This window comes from Salinibacterium hongtaonis (genome assembly GCF_003065485.1).
In the GTDB taxonomy this organism is placed as follows: Bacteria; Actinomycetota; Actinomycetes; order Actinomycetales; family Microbacteriaceae; genus Homoserinimonas; species Homoserinimonas hongtaonis.
In genome coordinates this window covers 1413367-1437373 of record NZ_CP026951.1, presented here as the reverse complement: position 1 = coordinate 1437373, position 24007 = coordinate 1413367, and the positions used below count along the sequence as shown (strand labels likewise).

At 62.7% G+C, this 24007-nt stretch carries 22 protein-coding genes and 5 tRNA genes; 20 read left to right on the top strand and 7 right to left on the bottom strand.

Annotated elements, in window-relative coordinates; all coding sequences use genetic code 11:
• Positions 1-4: 4 nt before the first annotated feature.
• Positions 5-904, bottom strand: coding sequence for a sulfurtransferase (locus C2138_RS06975; protein WP_108516593.1), 900 nt, complete (start codon positions 902-904; stop codon positions 5-7).
• 174 nt (positions 905-1078) lie between these two features.
• Between C2138_RS06975 and zapE the strand changes: the two genes are divergently transcribed.
• From zapE to C2138_RS06960, 3 genes are all read left to right on the top strand, one after another.
• On the top strand, positions 1079-2119 hold the full coding sequence (zapE, locus tag C2138_RS06970; protein ID WP_241961067.1) for a cell division protein ZapE: 1041 nt from the start codon (positions 1079-1081) through the stop codon (positions 2117-2119).
• A 221-nt stretch (positions 2120-2340) separates the two neighbouring features.
• On the top strand, positions 2341-3546 hold the full coding sequence (locus tag C2138_RS06965) for an ammonium transporter (RefSeq protein WP_108516591.1): 1206 nt from the start codon (positions 2341-2343) through the stop codon (positions 3544-3546).
• A gap of 109 nt (positions 3547-3655) precedes the next feature.
• On the top strand, positions 3656-4534 hold the full coding sequence (locus C2138_RS06960) for a hypothetical protein (protein ID WP_108516589.1): 879 nt from the start codon (positions 3656-3658) through the stop codon (positions 4532-4534).
• Positions 4535-4708: 174 nt separating this feature from the next.
• On the opposite strand, the gene C2138_RS06955 is transcribed toward C2138_RS06960, so the two are convergent.
• Positions 4709-5725, bottom strand: coding sequence for a quinone oxidoreductase family protein (locus tag C2138_RS06955; RefSeq protein WP_159078162.1), 1017 nt, complete (start codon positions 5723-5725; stop codon positions 4709-4711).
• Between the two features lie 28 nt (positions 5726-5753).
• Here C2138_RS06955 and C2138_RS06950 point away from each other — a divergent pair, with 28 nt between their 5' ends.
• Positions 5754-6194: a MarR family winged helix-turn-helix transcriptional regulator gene (locus C2138_RS06950; protein WP_159078161.1), complete on the top strand. Its 441-nt coding sequence runs from the start codon at positions 5754-5756 to the stop codon at positions 6192-6194.
• A gap of 120 nt (positions 6195-6314) precedes the next feature.
• Here C2138_RS06950 and C2138_RS06945 read toward each other — a convergent pair.
• Positions 6315-6390, bottom strand: a tRNA-Val gene (locus C2138_RS06945).
• Positions 6391-6534: 144 nt separating this feature from the next.
• Between C2138_RS06945 and C2138_RS06940 the strand changes: the two genes are divergently transcribed.
• The 6 genes from C2138_RS06940 to C2138_RS06915 all read left to right on the top strand — a co-directional run bounded on the left by C2138_RS06940 (position 6535) and on the right by C2138_RS06915 (position 9605).
• Positions 6535-6606 (top strand) — tRNA-Gly (locus C2138_RS06940).
• 35 nt (positions 6607-6641) lie between these two features.
• Positions 6642-6715, top strand: a tRNA-Cys gene (locus tag C2138_RS06935).
• Between the two features lie 20 nt (positions 6716-6735).
• Positions 6736-6807 (top strand) — tRNA-Val (locus C2138_RS06930).
• A 77-nt stretch (positions 6808-6884) separates the two neighbouring features.
• Positions 6885-6956 (top strand) — tRNA-Gly (locus C2138_RS06925).
• A gap of 178 nt (positions 6957-7134) precedes the next feature.
• Positions 7135-9039 (top strand): threonine--tRNA ligase, encoded by a 1905-nt coding sequence (gene thrS / locus C2138_RS06920; protein ID WP_233245559.1) that lies wholly within the window; start codon positions 7135-7137, stop codon positions 9037-9039.
• A complete protein-coding gene (locus C2138_RS06915) occupies positions 9039-9605 on the top strand; it encodes an HIT family protein (protein WP_108516584.1) in 567 nt (188 codons plus the stop codon). The genes thrS and C2138_RS06915 overlap by 1 nt, the downstream gene beginning before the upstream one ends.
• Before the next feature lie 26 nt (positions 9606-9631).
• Here C2138_RS06915 and pdxY read toward each other — a convergent pair whose 3' ends face one another.
• Positions 9632-10483, bottom strand: coding sequence for a pyridoxal kinase PdxY (gene pdxY / locus C2138_RS06910; protein WP_108516582.1), 852 nt, complete (start codon positions 10481-10483; stop codon positions 9632-9634).
• Between the two features lie 26 nt (positions 10484-10509).
• The gene (locus tag C2138_RS06905) at positions 10510-11859 is read right to left on the bottom strand and encodes an aminotransferase class I/II-fold pyridoxal phosphate-dependent enzyme (protein WP_241961066.1); all 1350 of its coding nucleotides are present in this window, start codon (positions 11857-11859) and stop codon (positions 10510-10512) included.
• 58 nt (positions 11860-11917) lie between these two features.
• Between C2138_RS06905 and pdxS the strand changes: the two genes are divergently transcribed.
• The 10 genes from pdxS (at position 11918) to C2138_RS06855 (ending at position 22118) form a co-directional block, all read left to right on the top strand.
• Entirely contained in the window at positions 11918-12808 is an 891-nt protein-coding gene (pdxS, locus tag C2138_RS06900; RefSeq protein WP_108516580.1) for a pyridoxal 5'-phosphate synthase lyase subunit PdxS, read from the top strand.
• On the top strand, positions 12798-13421 hold the full coding sequence (gene pdxT, locus C2138_RS06895; protein WP_241961065.1) for a pyridoxal 5'-phosphate synthase glutaminase subunit PdxT: 624 nt from the start codon (positions 12798-12800) through the stop codon (positions 13419-13421). The genes pdxS and pdxT overlap by 11 nt, the downstream gene beginning before the upstream one ends.
• Before the next feature lie 36 nt (positions 13422-13457).
• Positions 13458-14219 (top strand): YebC/PmpR family DNA-binding transcriptional regulator, encoded by a 762-nt coding sequence (locus tag C2138_RS06890; protein ID WP_108516577.1) that lies wholly within the window; start codon positions 13458-13460, stop codon positions 14217-14219.
• A gap of 12 nt (positions 14220-14231) precedes the next feature.
• Complete coding sequence (gene ruvC / locus C2138_RS06885; protein WP_108516575.1) at positions 14232-14816, top strand: crossover junction endodeoxyribonuclease RuvC; 585 nt, start codon at positions 14232-14234, stop codon at positions 14814-14816.
• The gene (gene ruvA, locus C2138_RS06880) at positions 14813-15433 is read left to right on the top strand and encodes a Holliday junction branch migration protein RuvA (RefSeq protein WP_108516574.1); all 621 of its coding nucleotides are present in this window, start codon (positions 14813-14815) and stop codon (positions 15431-15433) included. The genes ruvC and ruvA overlap by 4 nt, the downstream gene beginning before the upstream one ends.
• Complete coding sequence (ruvB, locus tag C2138_RS06875) at positions 15430-16482, top strand: Holliday junction branch migration DNA helicase RuvB (RefSeq protein ID WP_108516572.1); 1053 nt, start codon at positions 15430-15432, stop codon at positions 16480-16482. The genes ruvA and ruvB overlap by 4 nt, the downstream gene beginning before the upstream one ends.
• Positions 16472-16951: a preprotein translocase subunit YajC gene (gene yajC, locus C2138_RS06870; RefSeq protein WP_241961064.1), complete on the top strand. Its 480-nt coding sequence runs from the start codon at positions 16472-16474 to the stop codon at positions 16949-16951. Before ruvB ends, yajC begins: the two co-directional genes overlap by 11 nt.
• Positions 16952-17048: 97 nt before the next feature.
• Positions 17049-18779, top strand: a complete 1731-nt coding sequence (gene secD, locus C2138_RS06865) for a protein translocase subunit SecD (protein ID WP_108516568.1) — start codon at positions 17049-17051, stop codon at positions 18777-18779.
• Positions 18779-19789, top strand: a complete 1011-nt coding sequence (gene secF / locus C2138_RS06860; protein ID WP_108516567.1) for a protein translocase subunit SecF — start codon at positions 18779-18781, stop codon at positions 19787-19789. Before secD ends, secF begins: the two co-directional genes overlap by 1 nt.
• Before the next feature lie 85 nt (positions 19790-19874).
• Positions 19875-22118, top strand: a complete 2244-nt coding sequence (locus C2138_RS06855) for a RelA/SpoT family protein (protein ID WP_108516565.1) — start codon at positions 19875-19877, stop codon at positions 22116-22118.
• Here the strand turns inward: C2138_RS06855 and C2138_RS13630 are convergent.
• Both C2138_RS13630 and C2138_RS06850 read right to left on the bottom strand, forming a co-directional pair.
• On the bottom strand, positions 22005-22676 hold the full coding sequence (locus tag C2138_RS13630) for a type IV toxin-antitoxin system AbiEi family antitoxin (RefSeq protein WP_159078160.1): 672 nt from the start codon (positions 22674-22676) through the stop codon (positions 22005-22007). The genes C2138_RS06855 and C2138_RS13630 overlap by 114 nt on opposite strands.
• 87 nt (positions 22677-22763) lie before the next feature.
• Positions 22764-23996, bottom strand: a complete 1233-nt coding sequence (locus C2138_RS06850; protein ID WP_108516563.1) for a DUF349 domain-containing protein — start codon at positions 23994-23996, stop codon at positions 22764-22766.
• Positions 23997-24007: the final 11 nt, after the last annotated feature.

Sequence of the window (24007 nt, the reverse complement as noted above, 5' to 3'; positions counted from 1 at the left end):
GCGGTTATCGGGAGCGGGCCGTCCCGGGTTCCGGGCCGGTGACGATAGGCACCCGAACTGCGGAACCCCATTCCGTCCACGAGCCGTCGTAGTTGCGCACGGAATCGAGACCGAGAAGGTGGGTCAAGACAAACCAGGTGTGGCTCGACCGCTCGCCGATTCGGCAGTACGCGATCACGTCGTCGCCGTCGTTGATGCCGGCACCGTCCCGGTAGAGGGCATCCAACTCGGCGCGCGGACGAAACGTGCCGTCCTCCGCTGCTGCCTTGCCCCAGGGGATGCTCTGGGCCGTCGGAATATGACCAGCGCGCAGCGTGCCCTCTTCCGGATAGGCGGGAGCCGTAGTTCGCTCACCGCTGTACTCCTCGGGGGAGCGCACATCAATGAGCGGCTTGCCCAAGTGGGCGAGAACATCGTCTTTGAAGGCACGGATGCCCGAATCATTGCGCTCGACGACGGGGTAGTCGGTGGGCTCGCTGATGGTCTCCTCGGTAGTGAACTCCCGGCCCTCCGCTTGCCACTTGGCGCGACCTCCGTCGAGAAGGCGCACATCGCTGTGCCCGAAGAGGGAGAAAACCCAGAGTGCGTAGGCGGCCCACCAATTGCTCTTGTCGCCGTAAATCACGACAGTGCTGTTCCGTTTAATGCCCTTGTTTTGCATCAGTTTGGCGAACGCTTCTCCGTCGATGTAATCGCGCTCGACGGGGTCGTTGAGGTCCGTGTGCCAGTCGATCTTGACCGCGCCCGGAATGTGACCGGTCTCGTAGAGCAGCACATCCTCGTCGGATTCGACAACGACGAGCCCTGGCTCTCCCAAGTGCTCAGCGAGCCACTGAGTGCTCACGAGGCGTTCCGGGTGCGCATACTCGGCAAACTTGTCAGAGGTGTCTACCTGAACGCTCATCGTGTCCTCCTGAATGACGCGGCGGTGATTCCCCGCAGCTGGCGCGGGTTAATATGGGAGCCTCCCCTCAAGACTGTAGGCGTTCCGCCGACCGTGTTACATCGCGGCCGTAAGAGTTCGAGTCGTTCGTCGCTCGTCGCTCGGCGAGATGCACGATGAGAAGACAGGCCTTCCTTGACTGTTCAGCACGACACAGCGGCAACCCCGGCGTATCCGAGTCTTCGGGATCGCGATGACCGCCTCACGGGCGCTGAGATGGTGGCTCATCTCGTGCCACCGCGCCAGTTTCTGGCCGCTTCGCTCGATAACTATCGACCCGATCGGGACTTCCCCTCCCAGGGCGCTGCCGTCGCAGCTATTCGCAACTTCATCACCGGTCCCGGCGTCAAGTCCGGGGGGTTCTTCTCGCGCAGGAAGGCAGAGCCCGATGCGAAGCCGGGCATCTACCTCGATGGGGGCTTCGGGGTGGGCAAGACTCACCTCCTCGCGTCGCTCTGGCATCTCGCCAAGGGCCGCAAGTACTTCGGCACCTTCATTGAGTACACAGCGCTCGTGGGTGCCCTGGGGTATGCAGATACTGTCAAGGCTCTCAAAGGCGCGTCCGTTATCTGTATTGATGAGTTCGAGCTTGATGATCCCGGCGACACCAGAATCATGACGCGACTGTTGGGCGAACTCGTGGCGACGGGGACCCGCATCGCAGCCACCTCGAACACTCCGCCGAACGCGTTGGGGGAGGGCAGGTTCGCTGCGCAGGACTTCCTGCGAGAGATCGACGCGCTGTCTGGCCAATTCCTGACTCTGCGAGTGGATGGCGTCGACTATCGTCATCGCCAAAATTCCGGCCACGCAATCAGCGTTGGCGACGATGAGTTCGAGACAACGCTGCGGTCACTCTCGGGCGGGTTTACCGTCGATTCGTTCGACGACGTCCTGGGGCTGCTGTCTCAGGTGCATCCGTCACGGTACGTCAAGCTCGTCGAAGGGCTTCAGCAGATTGCGCTTCGCGACGTTCACCCGTTTGCTGGCCAGACGGATGCTCTTCGCTTCGTTGCCTTCGTCGACCGTTTGTATGACGCGCAGGTGCGCATCGTTGCGACGGGCACTCCTCTCGATCAGGTGTTCCCCGATGAAATGCTCGCCGGCGGGTATCGCAAGAAGTACCTGCGCGCCATGTCACGGCTCACGGCGCTGACAGCGGGAGCTCCCGAGTAGGCGCTTCCGCTCGCTTTCTGGGGTTTGCACGGGCAATCCACTGCGGCACGAAACACGCTGTTTACGTTGCCGCGATGCGCGTAACTTAAGCGAAACGTGCCAACAGTCCCGCCGAAACCTTCTCGCAAGAAACTGAGCGTCGTACCCGAAGTCGCAGCCTCATCTGGTGAGCGGCAGAGGTTAGACCCTTTGCGAATTAAGAGAGGTAATAGGTAACTCCTATGGATACCGGCGAACTTGCTTGGGCCATTACGGCCACCGCCCTAGTTCTACTGATGACACCGGGCGTCGCATTCTTCTACGGCGGCTTGGTCAAGGCCAAGAGCGTCGTCAGCATGATGATGATGAGCTTCGGCTCCCTCGCCCTGGTTGGCGTGTTGTGGATCCTGTACGGCTACAACATGTCCGCGGTCGAGGGCGTGTGGGACTTCGCGGGCAACCCGTTCTCGAACTTCAGCCTCGCGGGTGCTGACAACGAGACCCTCGTTGGCGCGACCTTCGGCGCGACCTTCGCGATCATCACTGTCGCCCTCATCTCCGGTGCCATCGCAGACCGCGCCAAGTTCGGCTCGTGGATGCTTTTCGCTGGCCTCTTTGCGACCCTCGTCTACTTCCCGGTGGCCGCGTGGGTCTGGGGTGGCGGCTGGATCCTTAACCTCGGCGAGACTCTCGGCCTCCCCGGAGTTATCGACTACGCCGGCGGAACCGCGGTGCACATCAACGCCGGTGCCGCTGCGCTTGCTCTCGCCCTTGTCCTCGGCAAGCGCGTTGTCTTCCAGAAGGGCGCCCACAAGCCGCACAACGTTCCCCTCGTGCTCCTCGGCGCCGCAATCCTCTGGTTCGGCTGGTTCGGCTTCAACGCTGGCGCCGAGTTCGCCAACGGTCTTGAGGGCGTCGGCCTGATCGTCATCAACACCCTCGGTGCTACCGCTGCGGCAATCCTCGGCTGGCTGGTCGTCGAAAAGGTCAAGGATGGCAAGGCCACGGCGGTTGGTGCCGGTTCCGGTGCTGTCACGGGTCTCGTCGCGATCACCCCCGCCTGCGCCAACCTTGAGCCCGGCTGGGCAATTGTGCTCGGTCTGCTCGCCGGCGCCGTGTGTGCCGTCGCAATCGAACTCAAGTTCAAGCTCGGCTTCGATGACTCGCTCGACGTCGTGGGAATCCACCTCGTCGGTGGTCTCATCGGAACCCTGTACCTGGGCTTCTTCGCCATCGACACCGGCCTCTTCACCGGCGGCGACTTCGGGCAGCTTGCTGTTCAGGCCATCGCGGCTGGCGGCGTCATGATCTACTCCTTCGTCGTCGCGGGCATCCTCGGCTTCGGAATCGAGAAGACGCTCGGATTCCGGGTCAAGAACGAAGACGAGGTCGCCGGCATCGACACCATCGTGCACGGAGAAGAAGGCTACGCACTCGAGAACGCATAACGCTTAGCTGTACGCGGGGGCATGGTCTACGGACTGTGCCCCCGTTTTCGTGTGCCAGATGACTGCTCATCCTGGTTTTCGCTAAGGTTCATGTGGCCGAGGAGGGGTGATGGAGTCGTTGCCATGGATATTCCTGGTCGCGGTCGTCCTGATGGGCGCCGCGGGTGCTGGTGCCGTGATTCTTATCGTCGCTGACCGCTGCCCTCGCCGATCAGCCGTCTTCTACGCGGTGGCATGGTTCCTGCTGTGCTTCGCGCCTCTGGCGTGGGCGTGGCTCTCTCCGTCTTCGTCCCTGATCGGGGTGGCTGGGTCACTGGATTACGCCGGCGCGATGCCGTTTGCCATTGCGATCGGCATCGGCGGCATCATGATGGCTCTCGTCTCGGCCCGGCAGAAGCACCCCGTTGCTCCGCGCCCGTCGCCGGTCATTCGTCTCCGCTGGGCGAGTTCCGCCGTCGCTATCCTCGCGAGTACGGGCGCAGTCGCGGGCTGGCTCGTCGTGGCAGAGGGCCAGCTCAATGATTACGCGATCGGCGGCGCTGTGAGCGTGGTCGTGATGTCGTGCTGTGCTGTTGCGACCAGTCTTCTTCTGCGCGCCCTGCGGCGTCGACGGCCGCAACCGTGGGCAACGCTCGCCGCAGTGGTGTCTGCGCTCGCGGCCGCTGTAGGTGCCGCCGCGTATGTTGGCGTCGTCGCGTCGGGCGCCGTGGGCATCGTCAGTGCCGTTCTCGGCCACGCGGTCGCGATACAAACCCTCCGCCGAACGGCGTCGGGGGAGCTTGCCTTGAGTGCTGCCGCCGCGACCGGTGGAGTGCTCGGACTATTGTCTCTCGGCCTTCTCGACAGGTCTTCGGGGTTCTTTTATTCGGGTCAACCGACACTTGTTCTGACTCAGGTGCAACTAGTTTGTGTCGGGGCCGTTTTTGCCGCCCTCGCGTGCGGAGTCATCGCCGCTCTCATCAGGTTCACCGGATTTCTTCGACGGTAAAACCGCCCAGCGAATTGCCACTGACGCTGAGAGGGGCTGAGAGAAAACGCTCGCGCAACTCCGCGGATTTTTCGTGGTGGGCGATACCGGACCCCTCGATCTGTCCTCGGGGTGATTTTGGGGCGAGCGCATCTGGTGTCCTGGTTGAGATGAGCGACATGGCCCGACTGCGGGTTAGTGGCCCATGACGAGAACACTTTTCTCTCCCGGTGGTGTCGATGTTACGTCTGCCACCGCTTTCCGATAGTCCGTAAAGCGATAGCTACGCGGTTGCGGAGGCGTAAGCGTTCCGGAGTCGAGACGGTCGAGAATGTCTCCGAGCGCCGCGCGATACGCGAAGCGGTGGAGCATTACGAGCATCGGTGTCGAGCAGATCCGCTCGGCCGGGCGCGCGTAGCGACGCAACGTCGCGGCTGCGAACCCTGCCGCTGTAGCCCGCCGTTGGTGCCCCTGTTTTCCCTCGAATGCGATTCGCACGATGCGGCCTTCGGGCATGACGACCCGCTGGAGGTCTCTACGCCCGGTGTGGTCGATTACCCCTGCGACGCCGCCGTTCGTCATCTTGCGCAGAGCGTCGATCCATTCGGGATTGCGGTAGTCGAGCACCCGTGCCCCGAATGACTCAGCAACGGCTCGGGTACGAGTGGATGCAGTGCCGAAGACCGTCAGGTTACGCGCTGCGGCGAGCTGCACCGCCCATGCACCAACTGCCCCGCCCGCGCCTTGGACGAGTACCGAGCCGGACTTTGTGTCCAGTGCGTCGAGTGCGAACTGTGCGGTCACCGCGTCGAGCGGTGCCGTTGCCGCGATCACCGGATCGAGGCTGTCGGGCACCGGTACCAAGAGTGACTGCGCAACCGAAATGCGTGTCGCATGCGCGCCCATGCGCGGCAGGATTCCCGCGACCCGCTGGCCGACTGACAATCGCGGGTGATCGGCAGCGCCGAGGTGTTCGATGATGCCAATGAAGTCATAGCCGGGCACGAACCTCGGCACTGGCTGCATGAGATAGTCGCCGCGAACAGCGAGCGCGTCGGTGACGCCTACCGAAGCGTGAGTGATCCGAACGAGAGCTCGACCCCGACTCACCCGGAGCGCGTCTTTCCGTGTCGCTTCCTCCCGTACGGTTCCGAACGGGGCAACCCGCATGGCCCACGACTCGGGCGCGACGCCAGATATGTGACTTATCATGTAAATCAGACTACCGGAGATGGATGACATGTCACGCACTTCTTGCGAGGACGCGGTGCTCGCGTTCTCGTTCGAGCTCAAGAGGCTCACCACGGAACTCAATGCCGCGCTTGCGGTCCTCTTTCGTCCACTCGGATTGAGCTGCGTGCAGGCGGAAGCTCTCATGGCACTCGACGCACTCGGGCCGGTGTCTCTCAAAGAACTCGCAGCGCATCTCGTCGCGGAGTCCGGGCATCCCAGTCGTCTCGTCTCCCGGCTGGTAACTGACGGGCTGGTCGTCCGTACCGGGTCGTCCACAGACGGGCGTGCGGTGGTGCTCGAACTCACGGAACACGGCAGAGAGCTGGCCCGAAATGCGCGTGAGGCTCGCCGCCCCCTGGTCAATGATTTCGCACGCACGCACGGGGCGCGTCTCGCCGAGACGGCGGAGCTCCTTCGAGAACTCCGCGCGGAGCTCACCGAGCGATAGCACGGGCGGGTCGGGCACCTACTCAGGCGCCGGGAGCGGTCAGTGATCCGTTCGGTGGCTCGAAGGGCCCACTCGGCGTGTTCGTCGCCGCCTGGATAAGGGCGGCCAAAAAAGGCTGCATGGTGGGCGATACCGGACTCGAACCGATGACCTCTTCCGTGTGAAGGAAGCGCGCTACCAACTGCGCCAATCGCCCGCCCGATAATCTTGCCACAGGTTGCAGCATCCGATTGCACATTACAGAGATGACGATCCCTTGAGACTCGCCCGGGTTTCGTCGGTTTGGTCTGAGCGCTATTCATCGGATAGAGTCTTCGAGCACGCAGAAATGCGAGTAAATGCGGATGTGGCGCAGTGGTAGCGCATCACCTTGCCAAGGTGAGGGTCGCGAGTTCGAATCTCGTCATCCGCTCGAGTGAAGTCTCACGCGTCGTGGGGACCCACCATGGTGGCGTGGCCGAGAGGCGAGGCAGCGGCCTGCAAAGCCGTCCACACGGGTTCGAATCCCGTCGCCACCTCCACTCAAGACAAGCAGGACAATGGGCGATTGGCGCAGCGGTAGCGCGCTTCCCTGACACGGAAGAGGTCACTGGTTCGATCCCAGTATCGCCCACAAGAATTAGCCCCGGTTCGCCGGGGCTTTTCTCGTTCGAAGTGAGTTCGTCGCAGGGCGGACCGCTTCAACACAATGCGGATGTGGCGCAGTGGTAGCGCACAACCTTGCCAAGGTTGGGGTCGCGAGTTCGAATCTCGTCATCCGCTCAGATTGTGAAAAGGCTCGTCAGGAATCCTGGCGGGCCTTTTTCGTTTGTTGCGCTCGCCTTTGGCGTACTCGGCCGCCCACTGACCCGACTAAAGTTGGTGGGGTTCTGCAACTGATTCAAGGAGTGTGCCCGTGGCCGACGGATTCGAGCTCTTCACCGATCGCAACGTGGTCGCGATGCGCGTCAATGGTGAATTGAAGGACCTGGCTGCGACAGTCACTGATTCAGACACGGTCGAGCCCGTGCTGATCGATTCTCCCGATGGGCTCAACATCCTGCGCCACTCGGCCGCTCATGTTGCCGCTCAGGCGGTTCAGACGATCAACCCCGAGGCGAAGCTGGGCATCGGCCCGCCCATCACGGATGGGTTCTACTACGACTTCGATGTCGAGGTTCCCTTTGGCCCTGACGATCTCAAAGCGATCGAAAAGGCGATGGAGCGCATCATCAAGCAGGGACAGCGCTTTGTTCGTCGTGTCGTTACCGAGGATGAGGCTCGCGCCGAGCTGGCCGAGGAGCCGTACAAGCTCGAGCTGATCGGCCTCAAGGGCTCGGCTTCTGAGGGCGGCGACAACGAGTCCGTCGAGGTCGGCGCTGGTGAGTTGACGATCTACGACAACGTCGACCCCAAAACCGGTGAGACCGTGTGGAAGGACCTCTGCCGCGGCCCGCACGTGCCGAGCACTCGCATGATCGGCAACGGCTGGAAGCTCATGCGCACGGCCGCCGCCTACTGGCGGGGTTCGGAGAAGAACAAGCAGCTGCAGCGCGTGTACGGCACTGCGTGGCCGACCAAGGACGAGCTCAAGGCATACACGACTCGCCTCGAAGAGGCTGCCAAGCGAGACCACCGCAAGTTGGGTGCCGAGCTCGACCTGTTTTCGTTCCCCGACGAGATCGGCTCGGGGCTCGCGGTGTTCCACCCGCGTGGCGGAATCATCCGGCACGAGATCGAGCAGTACATGCGTCAGCGCCTGCTCGAGAACGACTACGAACTGGTCAACACCCCGCACATCACCAAGGGCCACCTGTTCGAAACCAGCCAGCACCTCAACTGGTACAAGGACGGCATGTTCCCGGCAATGCACCTCGATGAGGAGCACGACGCCGAGGGCAACATCACTAAGCAGGGCCAGGACTATTACCTGAAGCCCATGAACTGCCCGTTCCACAACCTGATCTTTAGGGCCCGTGGACGCAGCTACCGAGAGCTTCCCCTAAGGCTTGCAGAGTTCGGCACCGTTTACCGCTACGAGAAGAGCGGAACGCTCTCCGGGCTCACCCGTGTTCGCGGCCTCACCCAGGACGACGCTCACATCTATGTGACTCCTGAGCAGGTCAAGGACGAGATCAAGCGCCAGCTCGATTTCGTCTTTGAGACCCTCCGCGGCTACGGCCTCGATGACTTCTATCTCGAACTGTCGACCCGCGACCCCGAGAAGTCGGTGGGCACGGACGAGCAGTGGGAAGAGGCAACGAATACTCTCCGCGAGGTGGGAATCGAATCGGGCCTTGAGCTCGTCAGCGACCCGGGTGGAGCCGCGTTCTACGGCCCCAAGATTTCCGTTCAGGCGCGAGACGCCATCGGGCGCACCTGGCAGCTGTCGACGGTTCAGCTTGACTTCAACCAGCCCGCACTATTCGAGCTTGAATACACGGCATCAGACGGGTCTCGCCAGCAGCCGGTGATGATTCATCGGGCGCTGCTCGGTTCCATCGAACGGTTCTTCGCGATCCTGCTTGAGCATTACGCGGGCGCATTCCCCGTATGGCTCGCCCCGGTTCAGGTTGTCGCAATTCCTGTTGCCGAGGAATACAACGAGTACCTCGCAGAGGTCGTTGCCCGGCTCAAGAAGCATGGTGTTCGCGCGGAGCTCGATGATTCGAGTGACCGGATGCCCAAGAAGATCCGCACGCACACCAAGGCAAAGGTTCCCTTCCAGCTCATCGCTGGAGAAGAGGATCGCGCCGCTGGTGCCGTGAGCTTCCGCTTCCGCGATGGTCATCAGGAAAACGGCATTCCTGTTGACGACGCGGTTGAGCGCATCCTCGAGGCGATCCGCTCTAAGGCGCAAGTCTGATGGCTTCCTACAGCGAAGACGAGTTCGCCGGCATTCCTGCGGAGCCTGCCTCGTCCTTCGCTGCGGCACCGGATGCCTATCAGCGGCTCTGGACGCCTCACCGGCTCGTCTACATCGAGGATGGGCAACAGCCGGCCAAGGACGACTGTCCCTTCTGCCTCGCTCCCGAGAAGAGCGATGAGGACGCCCTGATCGTCGCTAGGGGCGAACACGCCTATGTTCTTCTCAACCTATTCCCGTATAACTCGGGCCACCTGCTGGTGTGTCCGTATCGCCACATTGCAACCTACGACGAGGCAACGGATGCTGAGGTCGCCGAGATCGGCAGCCTCACTCAGATAGCGATGAGGGTTCTCCGGGGGACGTCGTCGTGCGATGGCTTCAACATAGGCATGAACCAGGGTCGCATCGCGGGGGCGGGCATCGCTGCGCACCTGCACCAGCACATTGTGCCGAGGTGGGCCCTCGACTCAAACTTCTTCCCCATAATCGCGGGAACAAAGGCAGTCCCTCGGCTTCTGGGCGATGTCCGGGCAGAGGTTGCCAACGCGTGGCCACGGTCGTGACCAGCCCGCGTTAGCCTGCGGAGAAGCTAGCGCACCTGCGTGACCGCAAATTGCAGTCGGGGGTGCGCGTAGGTCTCCTGAGACTCAACCAGAAGCAGCTCGCGGGATCCAGCCTCGTAGGTGTTCTGCAGTAGGTCGTAGACGCTGGAGGTCGTCCGGGCGAGCGCCGTTGCGGCGTCGCCGGTTTGCCGGTAGTGCGCCGTGAAGAGCGCTGCAGTGACGTCGCCCGATCCATTCGCCTTCATTGGAATGTGTGGTGTCTGCACGATCCAGGCGCCCTTGTCATCGACGGCCAGCATCTCGATCGTCCCTTCGGGACGTTCGGGGCGCTCGACACTGGTGACCAGTACGGTGCTCGGGCCCAGTGCGCGGGCCGCATCCACAGAGTCCAGCGTGGACTCCAAATCGGCCGGGTCGGTGCCGGTAAGAAAGCCGAGCTCGAACTGATTGGGGGTGATGATGTCGGCGGCCGGTACGACGCGCTCCCGCAGCAGAATCGGGATGGCGGGGGCGACGAAGCATCCGGACTTCGCGTTGCCCATGACCGGGTCGCAGGCGTAGACGGCGGAGGGGTTGGCGGACTTGACTCGCGCCACTGTGTCAAGGATGACGTCACCGATACCTTCGCCGCCCTGGTAGCCAGACAACACGACGTCGATGTCCTTGAACGCCCCGCGCTCTTCGATTCCCAAGATCACGTCGCGGACATCGTCTGGGCTGATGAGCGGTCCTCGCCAGGAGCCGTAACCCGTGTGGTTTGAGAACGTGACGGTGTAGACGGGATAGACCTCGACGCCGATTCGCTGCAGCGGAAAGACGGCGGCGGAGTTGCCGACGTGGCCATAAGCGACTGCGGACTGGATGGAGAGAATCTTCACTAGGGCTCCTGTGAATAACGGACGGGTCAGGCGGTGCGGAGAACGGCGTGGACAGCGGCGGCGATGTCGGAAGCCAGCTGGCGTGCGTCGGCATCGTCGAGATCATGGACGGTGAGGCGAAGGTGCCGGGTGGTCGCATCGTCGGCAAGAAGAAACTCGTCGCCGGGACGGGCCAGCCACCCGCGCCGCATGAGCTGCTCTGTGACGGCACGCGCCGGCGCCGGCAGCGGCAGCCACACGCTCAGCCCGTCGCCGGGACGGCACGGCAGTCCTGCAGCGAGGGCGTACTCAGCAAACGCGGCGTTTCGTGCACGGTAGTGCTCGGCCGCACGCTCGACCCCTGCCATGACCGCGGCATCGCCCACGAGGGCTACGACCAGGCGTTGCAATAGGTGGCTCACCCAGGTGGAGCCGGGGCTCAGGCGCTGCCCCAGCCGGTCGGCGGTCTCCGCGTCGCTTGCCGTAAGCGCGAGGCAGAGGTCGGGGCCGAGAAACTTGGAGACGGAGCGGATGAGGGCCCAGCGGCGATGCTCCGGCCCGATGATCGAAACATAGGGGCGGCGCGAGAGCATCGAGAAGTGATCGTCTTCGATTACCAGCACGTGTGGATGCGTGACAAGAACCTCTCGCAGCGCTGCGGCACGCTCCTCGGTGAGGCTCGCGCCTGTGGGGTTATGAGCGCGCGGCGTGCACACAATGGCGCGCACCCCCGCTTCTAACGCAGCCCGGAGTCCGTCGACCGTCATCCCATCACCGTCTACCGGGATCGGATGCGGCCGGTAGCCTCCCACACGAACTGTCCGCAGAGCGGAGAGAAAGCAGGGGTCCTCGAGCCCTACCAGGTCGCCCCGCGAGAGGGCGTCCGCGAATAGTCGCTCGAGGGCGTCGACGGCACCGCCCGTAACCGTGAGGCGCAGGTCGGGCCGCGGGCCTAGGTCCCGCGACATCCACGCAAGCGCCCACTCCTCTAACGATGGGTCGATGGTCGGCTCGCCATACAGCACGGGTCGGCCAGCGAGCGTCGCGAGGGCGGGGGAGAGGTCGGGAATGAGGGCGGGATCGGGGTTGCCGTTCGCGACATCTCGGAGAACCGAGTCCGGAGCATAGCCTTCGAGTGGCACTGAGGAGCGCGTCGCAACTCGGGTGCCTCCTCGTCCGCGTGTCTCGACGGTGCCGGTGCGGCTGAGCAGTCGATACGCAGCGACAACCGTGTTGCGGTTGATGCCGAGTTCCTCCGCAAGCGAGCGAATGGGAGGCAGCGCGTCGCCCGGGGCGAGGATTCCGTGATCAATGAGCGCGCGGACACTCTCGACGATCTCCGCCGCGGTCTCACCCGCGATGAGGCCGAGTCTCACGCGCGTGTCTCCGATCGTCACACTGTCAGTCTATGGGTCATGCCATGCTACGGTTTGGCCTATGTCAAACGAAGGAGTGATGATGTCAACCACGCACGGAACGGCTCGTGTCAAACGAGGACTCGCTGAGATGCTCAAGGGCGGCGTCATTATGGACGTCGTCAACGCCGATCAGGCGAAGATCGCCGAAGACTCCGGCGCGGTCGCCGTTATGGCTCTTGAGCGCGTTCCCGCAGACATTCGATCGCAGGGCGGCGTGGCTCGCATGAGCGACCCCGACCTCATCGACGGCATTATCGACGCCGTTTCGATCCCGGTCATGGCCAAGGCTCGCATCGGCCACTTCGTCGAAGCCCAGGTTCTCCAGTCACTCGGAGTCGACTACATCGACGAATCAGAGGTTCTGAGCCCGGCGGATTACGTCAACCACATCGACAAGTGGAACTTCACGGTTCCCTTCGTATGTGGCGCAACGAACCTGGGGGAGGCGCTTCGACGCATCAATGAGGGTGCCGCGATGATTCGATCCAAGGGCGAGGCTGGCACCGGCGACGTTTCTGAAGCGACCAAGCACATCCGCACCATCAAGCGCGAGGTCGCCCGTCTGACATCGCTCAGCGCCGACGAACTCTATGTAGCGGCGAAGGAACTCCAGGCTCCCTACGAGCTCGTCCTCGAAATCGCCACTACGGGCAAGCTCCCCGTTGTGCTCTTCACCGCCGGCGGAGTTGCAACACCTGCCGATGCGGCGCTCATGATGCAGCTCGGCGCTGACGGCGTCTTTGTCGGATCCGGCATCTTCAAGTCGGGAGAGCCGGCGAAACGCGCCGCTGCCATCGTCAAGGCCACGACATTCTTCGATGACCCAGCGGTCATTGCCGAAACGTCGCGCGGCTTGGGGGAGGCCATGGTCGGCATCAACGTCTCAGACCTCGCCGCTCCGCACCGCCTCGCAGAACGTGGCTGGTAACCCGACCGTACCGGCGGCGCCTCGCGTCGGTGTCCTCGCCCTCCAAGGCGACTTCCGCGAGCACCGTCAGGTGCTGGAGTCGCTCGGCGCGGACACCGTCGCTGTGCGGCGCGAGACCGACCTCGCCGGGATCGACGGGCTCGTCATCCCCGGCGGCGAATCCACGGTGATCGACAAGCTTTCGCGCGCATTCGGAGTCGCCGACCCGATCAAAGCCGCAATCTCCGGCGGCCTCCCCGTCTACGGCACGTGTGCCGGGCTCATCATGGTGGCGGACCGCATCCTCGACGGCGCAGCAACCCAGCAATCATTTGGCGGGTTGGATGTTTCGGTGCGACGCAATGCGTTTGGCTCGCAGACGGAGTCATTCGAAACCGCGTTGGCGATCCCGGTTCTGGGGGAGCACCCCATGCGCGCCGTCTTTATTCGAGCCCCCATCGTCGTCGAGACGGGGCCGGGGGTCTCCGTTCTGGCATCCCTCGTCGATGGCACGATCGTCGCGGTCGAGCAAGCGAACATCATCGCGACCTCGTTTCATCCCGAGGTGACAGACGACTACCGGCTTCATCGATATTTTCTTGACCGCGTAAGACAACGGATGCTGGCGCGCTGAGGAGACAGGCTCGCTCGCCTCGCTAGAATGGCCTCTATGTCAGGTCACTCCAAATGGGCAACCACTAAGCACAAGAAGGCCGTCATTGACGCGCGTCGGGCAAAGTCGTTCGCCAAGCTCATCAAGAACATCGAAGTAGCGGCGAAGATTGGCGGAGCCGACCTCTCCGGCAACCCCACACTGGTCGACGCTATTCAGAAGGCCAAGAAGACGTCGGTTCCGAACGACAACATTGACCGCGCCGTCAAACGCGGTGCTGGCCTCACTGGTGAGGTCATCGACTACTCCACGATCATGTACGAGGGGTACGCGCAGGGTGGCGTGGCGCTCTTGATCGAGTGTCTCACCGACAATAAGAACCGCGCCGCTGCGGAGGTTCGCACGGCGATGAACCGGAACGGCGGCAACATGGCTGACCCGGGCAGCGTCGCCTACAACTTCAACCGCAAGGGTGTCGTCTCGGTGATGAAGACCGACTCGCTCACGGAAGACGATGTCCTTCTTGCCGTCCTCGACGCGGGTGCAGAAGAGGTCATCGACCGCGGCGCGGGCTTCGAGATCATCTCCGAGGCGTCTGATCTCGTCGCTGTTCGCACGGCGCTGCAGGAGGCGGGAATCGACTACGACTCTGCTGAGGCGGAGTTCGTACCCAACCTCACGATCGAGATCGATGCAGAGACAGCCCGCAAGGTTTTCAAGCTCATCGATGCCCTAGAGGACAGCGAAGACGTGCAGAATGTCTACGCCAATTTCTCCGTCTCTGCCGAGACTCAGGCCGAACTCGACGAAGACGAGTAGGTCGAATCTCCTGTGACCGTAAGGGTGCTCGGCGTAGACCCTGGGCTGACGCGCTGCGGCGTGGGCATCATCGATCTGGCCCAGGGGCGCGCCGCGACCCTCGTCGAGGTGGGGGTAATCAGGACTCCTCCCGATCTCGCCCTCGAGCGCAGACTGCTCATCATCGGCGAACAGCTCGATGCGATCATGAACGAGTTCTCCCCGAGCGCGGTTGCGCTTGAGCGAGTGTTTGCGCAGCATAATCTGCGGACCGTGATGGGCACGGCGCAGGTGAGCGGCGTCGTTCTTCTTGCCGCTGCCCGGCGCGGGCTGGCCGTGGGGCTGCACACTCCCTCTGAGGTTAAAGCGGCTGTGACCGGATACGGATCCGCCGATAAGAAGCAGGTAGCAGCGATGGTCGCGCGCATCTTACGGCTCGACGCGCCGCCAGAGCCCGCTGATGCGGCGGATGCCCTTGCCCTCGCGCTGTGCCATGCCTGGCGCGGAATCCCCTCCGGCATTGGCGGGGCGACGAGCACGACACCAGCCCAGCAGGCGTGGCGCGCCGCCGAGCGCTCCGGCCGAAAGTCCGAGGCTGCTCCTAGGCTGGATACATGATCTCTTCTGTGCGCGGCACTCTGCTTTCTCTCGCGGGTTCCGTCGCGGTTATCGAGGTCGGGGGCATCGGTCTCGCAGTCGCCATTACGCCCCAGCATGCCCTAAGCCTGCGCACCGGATCCGAGGTCACCGTCCACACCGCGCTCATCGTTCGCGAGGATGATCTCTCTCTCTACGGCTTTGCCGACCGTGATGAACTCTCGGTGTTTGACCTTCTGCGGGGAGTCACCGGAGTCGGGCCAAAATCGGCAATGGGGGTCCTCGCAGCCATGACGCCCGACGAGATTGCTCGGGCCGTCAACTCCGAGAATGACTCTGCGTTCCGCAAAGTGTCGGGGATCGGCCCCAAGACGGCGAAGCTGATCGTGCTTTCCCTCGCGGGCAAGCTCGTGGCCGTGGCGCCGTCCCCGTCTGCTGCGGCCCCGCAGCCAATTGTTCGCGACAGCGTAGTGCAGGCGCTTATTGGTCTCGGATGGAACGAGAAGGCAGCCCAGGATGCTGCTGACGAGGCGATCTCAAGCGCTGCGGGAGCGCAGCGGGAGAGTGTTCCGGCGCTTCTGCGTCTCGCGCTTTCCGAACTCGGCCCGTCCGCCGTGCGCGAGGGTGCTGCGCGATGAGCTCAGAAGCGTTTGGTTTTGAGCGGAGTTCTGTGGAGTCCGTGGTGGTGCCCGTGCCGGAGTCGACGGCAGAGTTAGCCTTCGAAGGGGCACTACGCCCACGCTCGCTTTCTGAGTTCGTCGGACAGACTAAGGTCCGCGCGCAGCTTGAACTTTTGCTTCAGGCTGCCGCCCTGCAGTCGCGCACGCCCGACCACATTCTGCTCGCGGGTCCTCCAGGGCTGGGTAAAACGACGCTTGCGATGATCGTGGCTCATGAGAGCGATCGCCCGCTGCGCATGTCTAGCGGGCCGGCGATTCAACATGCGGGAGACCTGGCGGCCCTGCTCTCGTCACTGGTGCCCGGCGAGGTCTTGTTTATCGACGAGATCCACCGGATGGCCCGCTCCGCCGAGGAGATGCTCTATCTCGCTATGGAGGACTTCCGCATCGACATCATGGTGGGCAAGGGGGCTGGGGCGACCTCGATCCCCCTTGATTTGGCGCCGTTCACGCTAGTCGGTGCCACGACCCGCTCCGGCCTGCTGCCGAATCCTCTGCGTGACCGCTTCGGCTTTACCGCTCATCTGGAGTTCTATTCCGATGACGAGCTCGCCCATGTCATTTCCCGCGCCAGTCGCCTTCTGGAACTCGAGATCGACTCAGAGTCACTGGGGGAGATCGCTGGGAGGAGCCGAGGCACACCACGAATCGCCAATCGCCTGCTTCGGCGGGTAAGGGATTTCTCACTCGTCAATGGACGGGAGGGGCTCGAGGCCGTCCAGGCGGCGCTCAAGCTCTATGACGTCGATGATCTTGGCCTCGATCGGCTAGACCGAGCGGTCCTCTCGACCATCATTCAGCAGTTCGGGGGAGGGCCGGTAGGGCTCGGCACGCTTGCCGCATCCGTCGGTGAAGAAGCGGAGACGATTGAGTCGGTCGCCGAACCATTCCTAGTGCGAATGGGATTAATTTCGCGAACCCCGCGAGGTCGGGTCGCCACTCGGAAGGCCTGGGAACACCTAGGAATAGCGCAGCGGGAGTCAGCACTCTTCCGCGATGGCCTATAATTTAACGACCATCGTGCGCACCGTCGTGCGCAGATTTCCCTCTGGAAGGCCCCTCCGCATGGATCCGCTACTTATTGTCATGATGGCCCTCTTGGCCGTCTTTATCTTCTTCCAGTTCCGTACGTCCAAGAAGCGCCGCGCAGAGCAGGAGACCCTGCAGTCAAAGATGGTTCCCGGCGCTGAAGTTATGACGCAGTTCGGCGTCTACGGAACGCTGCTTTCGGTAGATGAGGAGTCCAACGAGGCTCTGCTCGAAACGACCCCCGGCACCGTTCTTCGCGTCCACCGTCAGACGATCCTCAAGGTTGTCGAAAACGACGTAGCCGAGGCCGACAGCATCGCAACAGACGAGACCGTGATCGACGAACCGATCGCTATTGACTCCGCATCTGACGACACCCATACGGTGACTGCGGATGGCGATGCCAAGGGCGTCGACGGCCGTGCTGCCGACAAGGGCAACGACTAGCCACTAGTCTTCTGTGTGCGCGACCGACGGTGGCCGCGATTCCTGACCTGACCTCCCTCGAGATGTTGTCTCGCGGAGTAGAAAGCTGAGTTCCTAGGTGGCACAACGATCGACCCCGGTCAAGAAGGCTTGGCGTTCCCTCTCATGGCTCGGCGTCATCGTCGTCGCGCTGGTCGGGTTCAACGTCGCAGGAGTGATCTGGCAGGGCTCTGGGTGGACCCCCAAGCTCGCGCTCGATCTCGAGGGCGGCACCCAGATCATCCTGGCCCCTCAGCTTGAAAGCGGCCAAGAAGTAACAAGCGAGCAGCTCGACCAAGCTGTGTCGATCATTCGCCAGCGCATCGACGCCGCCGGTGTCTCGGAATCCGAGATCAACACGCAGGGTGCGCAGAACATCGTCGTGTCGATTCCGGGAACACCCGATCAGGAGACTCTCGACCGCATCGAGTCCTCGGCAAAGCTCGAGTTCCGACCGGTGCTAGAGGCGAGCGCAGCGACTCCCGCGACCGTTGAGGGCAGCGAAGAGCCGAGCGCGTCACCGGACGCAGGCGAATCTGACGAGCCCGCCGAAAGCGCGCCAGCGGCGACGCCGAGCGTCAGCCCCACCGACGCGAGCGATCTCAACTGGATCACCCCCGAGCTGCGCGAAACCTACACAAACTTTGACTGCGCAAAGCTCGACGACGCGGCGACGAACGTTGCTCCAGCCGACCAGCCTCTCGTCACCTGTGACGACACCCGGTCGATCAAGTACATTCTCGGCCCCGTGGAGGTGTCGGGGGAGCGAATCTCCGACGCCACGCACAGTCTCGTCTCCAACAGCCAGGGCGTTAGCACTGGGCAGTGGGGCGTCAACATCGTCTTCGACGACAAAGGAACTCAGCAGTTCGCTGACGTGACCACGCGGCTCTACTCGCTCACTGGTGTGCAAAACCAGTTCGCGATCGTGCTTGACGGGGCTGTTATCTCGGCTCCGACAACCAATGCCGTGATCACGAACGGCAAGCCGCAGATCTCGGGCAACTTCACGCAGGACACGGCGAAGACTCTCGCCGACCAGCTCAAGTTCGGCGCCCTGCCCATTGGTTTCGAAGTTCAGAGCATCGAGAACATCTCCGCAACGCTCGGCCAGAGCCAGCTGTGGAGCGGGCTCATCGCCGGCGTAATCGGGCTTGTTCTGGTCGTTGTCTACTCACTGTTCCAATACCGGGCACTGGGATTGGTCACGGTCGCCTCGCTTGGAGTCGCGGCAGTGATCGTCTATCTCGTTATTAACCTGCTGTCCTGGCGAGAGGGCTACCGCCTCTCACTGGCCGGTGTTGCCGGTCTGATTGTGGCCATCGGCATCATCGCGGACTCGTTCATCGTCTACTTTGAGCGCATTCGAGACGAACTGCGCGATGGCAGGATGCTCGGTTCCGCAGTTGAGGCGGGATGGAAGCGCGCAATCCGCACGATTCTTGCGTCGGATACCGTCAACTTCTTGGCCGCCGCTGTGCTGTTTGTCCTGGCAATCGGTAACGTTCGGGGCTTCGCCCTGACGCTCGGCATCACGACCCTCATCGACCTGCTCGTGGTCATGCTCTTCACGCACCCGCTGATGCAGCTGCTGTCGAAGACCAAGTTCTTCGGCGACGGTCACCCCTGGAGCGGTCTGAGCCCACAGGCCCTTGGCGCCGTCTACCGCGGACGGGCTCAGTTCCGCGAGCCAACGGGTGTGAGTGCGGCCAAACGCGCGGCAAGCAGCCGTGAGGCAGCAAAACGACAGACGATTGCTGAGCGCAAGGCTGCTGAGCAGTCCGCGCCCTCACGAGGAAAGGACTCCTGATGTCAGGGTTCGCCCAGCTGGGAAACGATCTCTACACGGGTCGTCGTTCCTTTGACTTCGTCGGCCGCCGCAAGCTCTGGTACGCCATTGCCGCGGTTCTGATTCTTGCGTCGGTCGTTGGCCCGATGCTTCGCGGTGGCTTTGAGTTCGGCATCGAATTCCGTGGCGGTTCGCAGTTCCAGATCGAGCGCGTATCCGACACCGACCAGACCCTCGGTGAGGATGCTGTCCGCAGCGTCGTGCCTGAGCTTCTGCCCCGCGTAACGGTTGTCGGAACCGACTCTGTGCGCATCCAGACCGACATCGTCACAGACGACGAGGCGCTAGAGATCAAGGATTCTCTCGCCACGGCCTACGACGTTCCGGTCGACCAGGTTAACGCCTCATTCATTGGGGCGACGTGGGGCGCAGACATCACCGCGCAGTCGATTCGCGCACTCATCGTGTTCATCGTGCTAGCCGGTGTCCTGATGGCGCTGTACTTCCGAACGTGGAAGATGGCCCTCGCCGCGATGATCGCCCTGTTTCACGACCTCATCATCACCGCCGGCATCTATGGCATCCTCGGGTTTGAGGTCACCCCCGCCGCCGTCATCGGATTCCTCACGATTCTCGGATACTCCCTCTACGACACTGTCGTTGTCTTCGACAAGATCAGGGAAAACACGACGGAGGACGTCGACTCAACGAAGCGAACCTTCGCGGAGTCTGTCAACCTCGCGGTCAACCAGACCCTTGTTCGGTCGATCAACACGTCCGTCGTTGCTGTTCTGCCCGTTGCCGCGATTCTGTTCATCGGAGCGTTCGTGCTGGGCGCAGGCACGCTCCGCGACATTTCGCTGGCACTCTTCATTGGCATTCTGGTTGGGGCGTACTCGACGATTTTCGTCGCGGCACCGGTTTATGTTCACCTGCGTGAGCGCGAGCCGGCCATCGTCAAGCAGCGGCAGCGTATTGAGGCGGCTCGCCGCGCGGAGGCTACGGAAGTCGCCGCCGAAACCGGCGTTTAGCGGTCGTCTCGCTCCTGAGGTTGCCTTGGGGATTCACACGGGAGCGCGGTGGTAAATTTGCTATCTGGAGTTCTGGGGAGGTGAGATGACCGAGGTCACGTCGAACAGCCCTGCTACTCGGCGCCTTCTGTTGCCGCGCCTCTTCTCCCGTGCGCAGCACGCCGGGGCGATCGAGAACCTGATTCGCACGGTGCGAACCCATCATCCCAAGGCAGACGTAGAGCTCCTTGAGCGGGCCTATCGCACGGCGGACGAGGCCCACAAAGGTCAGAAGCGTAAGAGCGGCGAGCCGTACATAACGCACCCTGTCGCTGTGGCTCAGATTCTCGCGGACCTCGGAATCGGCGCCAAGACGCTTGCTGCTGCCCTGCTGCACGACACGGTTGAAGACACCGAGTACACGCTTGACATGCTCAGGCGGGATTTCGGCGACGAAGTTGCGATGCTCGTCGACGGCGTCACCAAGCTGGACAAGCTCAAGTACGGCGACAGCGCTCAGGCGGAGACCGTCCGCAAGATGGTTGTCGCGATGTCGAAGGACATCCGAGTACTCGTGATCAAACTTGCCGACCGTCTCCACAATGCGCGCACCTGGGGCTTTGTTTCTTCGGAGTCGGCGAAACGCAAGGCGCAAGAGACGATCGAGATTTATGCGCCGTTGGCTCATCGCCTCGGCATCCAGGCCATCAAGTGGGAGCTCGAAGACCTCTCCTTCGCCGTTTTGCAGCCCAAGCTGTACGTGGAAATCGAAAGTCTGGTCAAGCAGCGAACCCCCCAGCGGGAGCAGTTCGTTCAACAGGTGATCGACTCCGTTAACGAAGACCTCAAGTCGGCCCGCATCAAGGGTCGCGTCATGGGCAGGCCCAAGCAGTACTACTCGATCTACCAGAAGATGATCCTGCGAGGCAGGGATTTCGACGAGATCTACGACCTCGTGGGCATCCGGGTACTGGTCTCATCGGTGCGGGATTGCTACGCAGTTCTCGGCTCGATTCACGCGCGCTGGACTCCGATTCCCGGTCGCTTCAAGGACTACATCGCGACGCCTAAATTTAACCTCTATCAGTCGCTTCACACGACGGTAATCGGCCCGAAAGGCCGCCCCGTCGAGATCCAGATCCGCACGGACGAGATGCACCAGCGCGCCGAATACGGCGTCGCAGCGCACTGGAAGTACAAGGACCGTCTCTCAGGCGGCAAAGACTCGTCGTCGTCGATTGCTGGCGACTCGGACATGGCGTGGCTCGCTCACATCTCCGATTGGCAGGCGGAGACCGCCGACCCCGAGGAGTTTCTCGACTCGCTGCGCTTTGAGATTGGTGCCAAAGAGGTTTATGTTTTCACGCCGCAGGGCAAGGTCATCGGGCTTCCCGCTGGCGCGACACCCGTGGACTTTGCGTACGCCGTGCACACCGAGGTGGGCCACCGCACCATGGGGGCCAAGGTCAATGGCCGCCTGATTCCGCTCGAGAGCGAATTGAACAGCGGCGACGTTGTCGAGGTCTTCACCTCAAAGAATCCGGATGCCGGGCCAAGCCAGGGCTGGCTGACGTTTGTTAAGAGCACTCGGGCACGAAACAAGATTCGTCAGTGGTTCACTAAGGAGCGCCGCGACGAGGCTATGGAGCAGGGCAAGGATGCCATTGCCCGGGCTATGCGCAAGCAGAACCTGCCTCTTCAGAAGCTCATGAACCAGGGCGCACTCAGCGAGGTTGCCGCTCAGCTTCGGTACGACGACGTTTCCGCGCTCTACGCGGCCGTCGGCGAGGGCCACGTCTCTACGCAGTCTGTCATCGAGAAGGTCGCGGCCGCAGTGCAGGTCGAGAGCGACGTCGAAGACGAATTCCCGCTCGCGCGCCGCTCGAAGCGGCGCACCAGCGGCAGCTCTGGTGTTCTCGTCAAGGGCGCTCCTGACATTCTGGTCAAGCTCGCGAAGTGCTGCACACCAGTCCCCGGGGACGAGATCATGGGTTTCGTCACCCGAGGCTCCGGAGTGTCAGTTCACCAGGCGTCGTGCGTCAACGTTGCGTCGCTCATGAATGAACCGGAGCGCGTTGTCGAGGTTGAGTGGGCGCCGTCGTCGACCAGTATCTTCCTCGTGCACATTCAGGTCGAGGCCCTCGACAGGTCGGGGCTTTTGTCGGACGTGACGCGCGTGCTCTCTGAGCATCACGTGAACATTCTTTCGGCCACCGTTGCCACCTCGAATGATCGCCTAGCTATCAGCAGGTTCGTCTTCGAGATGGGCGACACCACGCACCTCGACAGAGTGCTCAATGCGGTTAGACGCATCGACGCGGTCTACGACGTCTATCGTGTGACCGCTTAGGTGCTCGTGACCTTCCCGTACGAGGGCGAGCGCCGCTAGCGCTTTGTGCTTGCCCGGTGTCTTCTTGAGCGCCAGGATGTGCTCGCGTAGCTCCCGCAAGCTAAGGCCCGACTGCTCACTGAGCAGAGGAACGGCCGCTGACTCTCGCCGTCCGAGGTGCTCGGTGAAACGCAGGATGTCGATCGCTGTTCTCAGCGGCGTGGTGACCTGCATGCCCCCGAGGATCACGATGTCTGAGGGGAGGAGCACGAGCTCTCTCACGTCGAGGCGCGGCGACGGGTTGGGGCGTGCCCTTGCATCGTGGTTAGACCAGAAGTGGTGAACAACGGGGGGATTGATAAGAACGCCGTGCACCCACGCAGCGGTCTCCCGTGCGGCGATGAGCCGGCGAGGTACGAGCGTTCTCAGTGAGCCCGCGCGGTGCGCCGCATCGTCGATCTCGTCTATTGGGGAGAAGCACTCATCGACGCAGTAGACCTCGCCGTCCAGGCGAGCTGCCTGAAGTTCGGCAGCGGGCAGGTCGTGTGAGGAAAGAACGGCAGAGAGGCGAGGATTCATGACCCCATCGTCTAAGCCAGCACAACGACGAAACGGCTGCCCTCAGGTTCTGTGGAGAACCCGATGGCAGCCGTTTCGGTGAAGAGGTTAGTCCGCGATGACTCCGAGCCACGCACGGCGGGCGTCAAGCGCCTCCTGTGCCTTGGCAATGCGGGCAGGGTCGCCCGTGGTCTTGGCGTCGGCCAGCTCCTTTTCGAGATTGGCAATCGCATCCTGCAACTGAGCCGCTAGGCCTTCTGCGCGTGCCTTGCGCTCGGGGTTGTTGCGCTTCCAATGCTCGTCGTCGAGGCGACGAACGGCGGCTTCAACGGCGCGAATGCGCTCTTCGACAGACTTGACATTAGCGCGGGGTACTTTGCCGATTGCATCCCAGCGCTCCTGGATGGACATCAGCTTGGCGCGGGCAACTCCGCGGTCGGTCTCAGTAAGAAGCGGCTGCGCCTCGGCGAGAAGCTCCTCCTTGAGGCGAAGATTCTCATCGAATTCTTCGTTGTCCCGAGCATCAACCTCGGCCTTGGCAGCATAGATCGCGTCGCCCGCAGCCTTGAACCGAGCCCAGAGCGCGTCGTCGTACTTCTTGCCGGCGCGACCGGCGGCCTTCCACTCGTCGAGAAGCTGGCGGTAGGCGTGGACGCCATCAATTCCCTGAGGAATAAGCGCCTCGGCGCGAGCAACGAGCTCCTGCTTGCGAGAGCGTGCCTGCTTATGAGTCGCGTCAAGCTCGGCAAAGAAGGCCTTGCGGTGCGTCTCGATCGTGGACCGTGCCGCGCGGAATCGCTTCCACAGCTCGTTGCCCTCGGCCTTAGGAAGACGCGGGCCCTCTTGCTGGTGCGCCTGCCAGCGCGCAAAAATCTCATCGATCGCCGCGCTGACCTGCTTCCACTGTGCAGTTGCCGGGTCCTGAGCCGCGAGTGCCTCGGCTTCTTCGACGAGAGCGGTGCGGTAGGCGACGGCGGCCTCGAGGGCCGCGCGAGTTTCTGCCTGCTGCTTCTCCGTGAGCTCTCCGACAGCGCCACCGAGAGCTTCAAGGCGTGCGCGCAGCGATGCAAGGTCGCCGACGGCGTTGGCCGTCGAGACCGTGGCCATCAGTGCGTTGACGGTCTTCGCAACGTCAGAAGCGGGAGTGCCGCGCTTGATTCGTTGTTCTAGTAGCGTCACCTGGCCCGCTAGGTCGGTGAACTTGCGTTCGAAGTAGGCGAGAGCCTCTTCGGGGGTGCCGTCGGGGTACTGTCCGACCGCGCGCTCGCTATCGCCTTCGCGCACGAAAACCGTGCCGTCGTCGTCGACGCGGCCCCATGGTGCCTGATTGTTATTCGTCACTGCCTCACCTT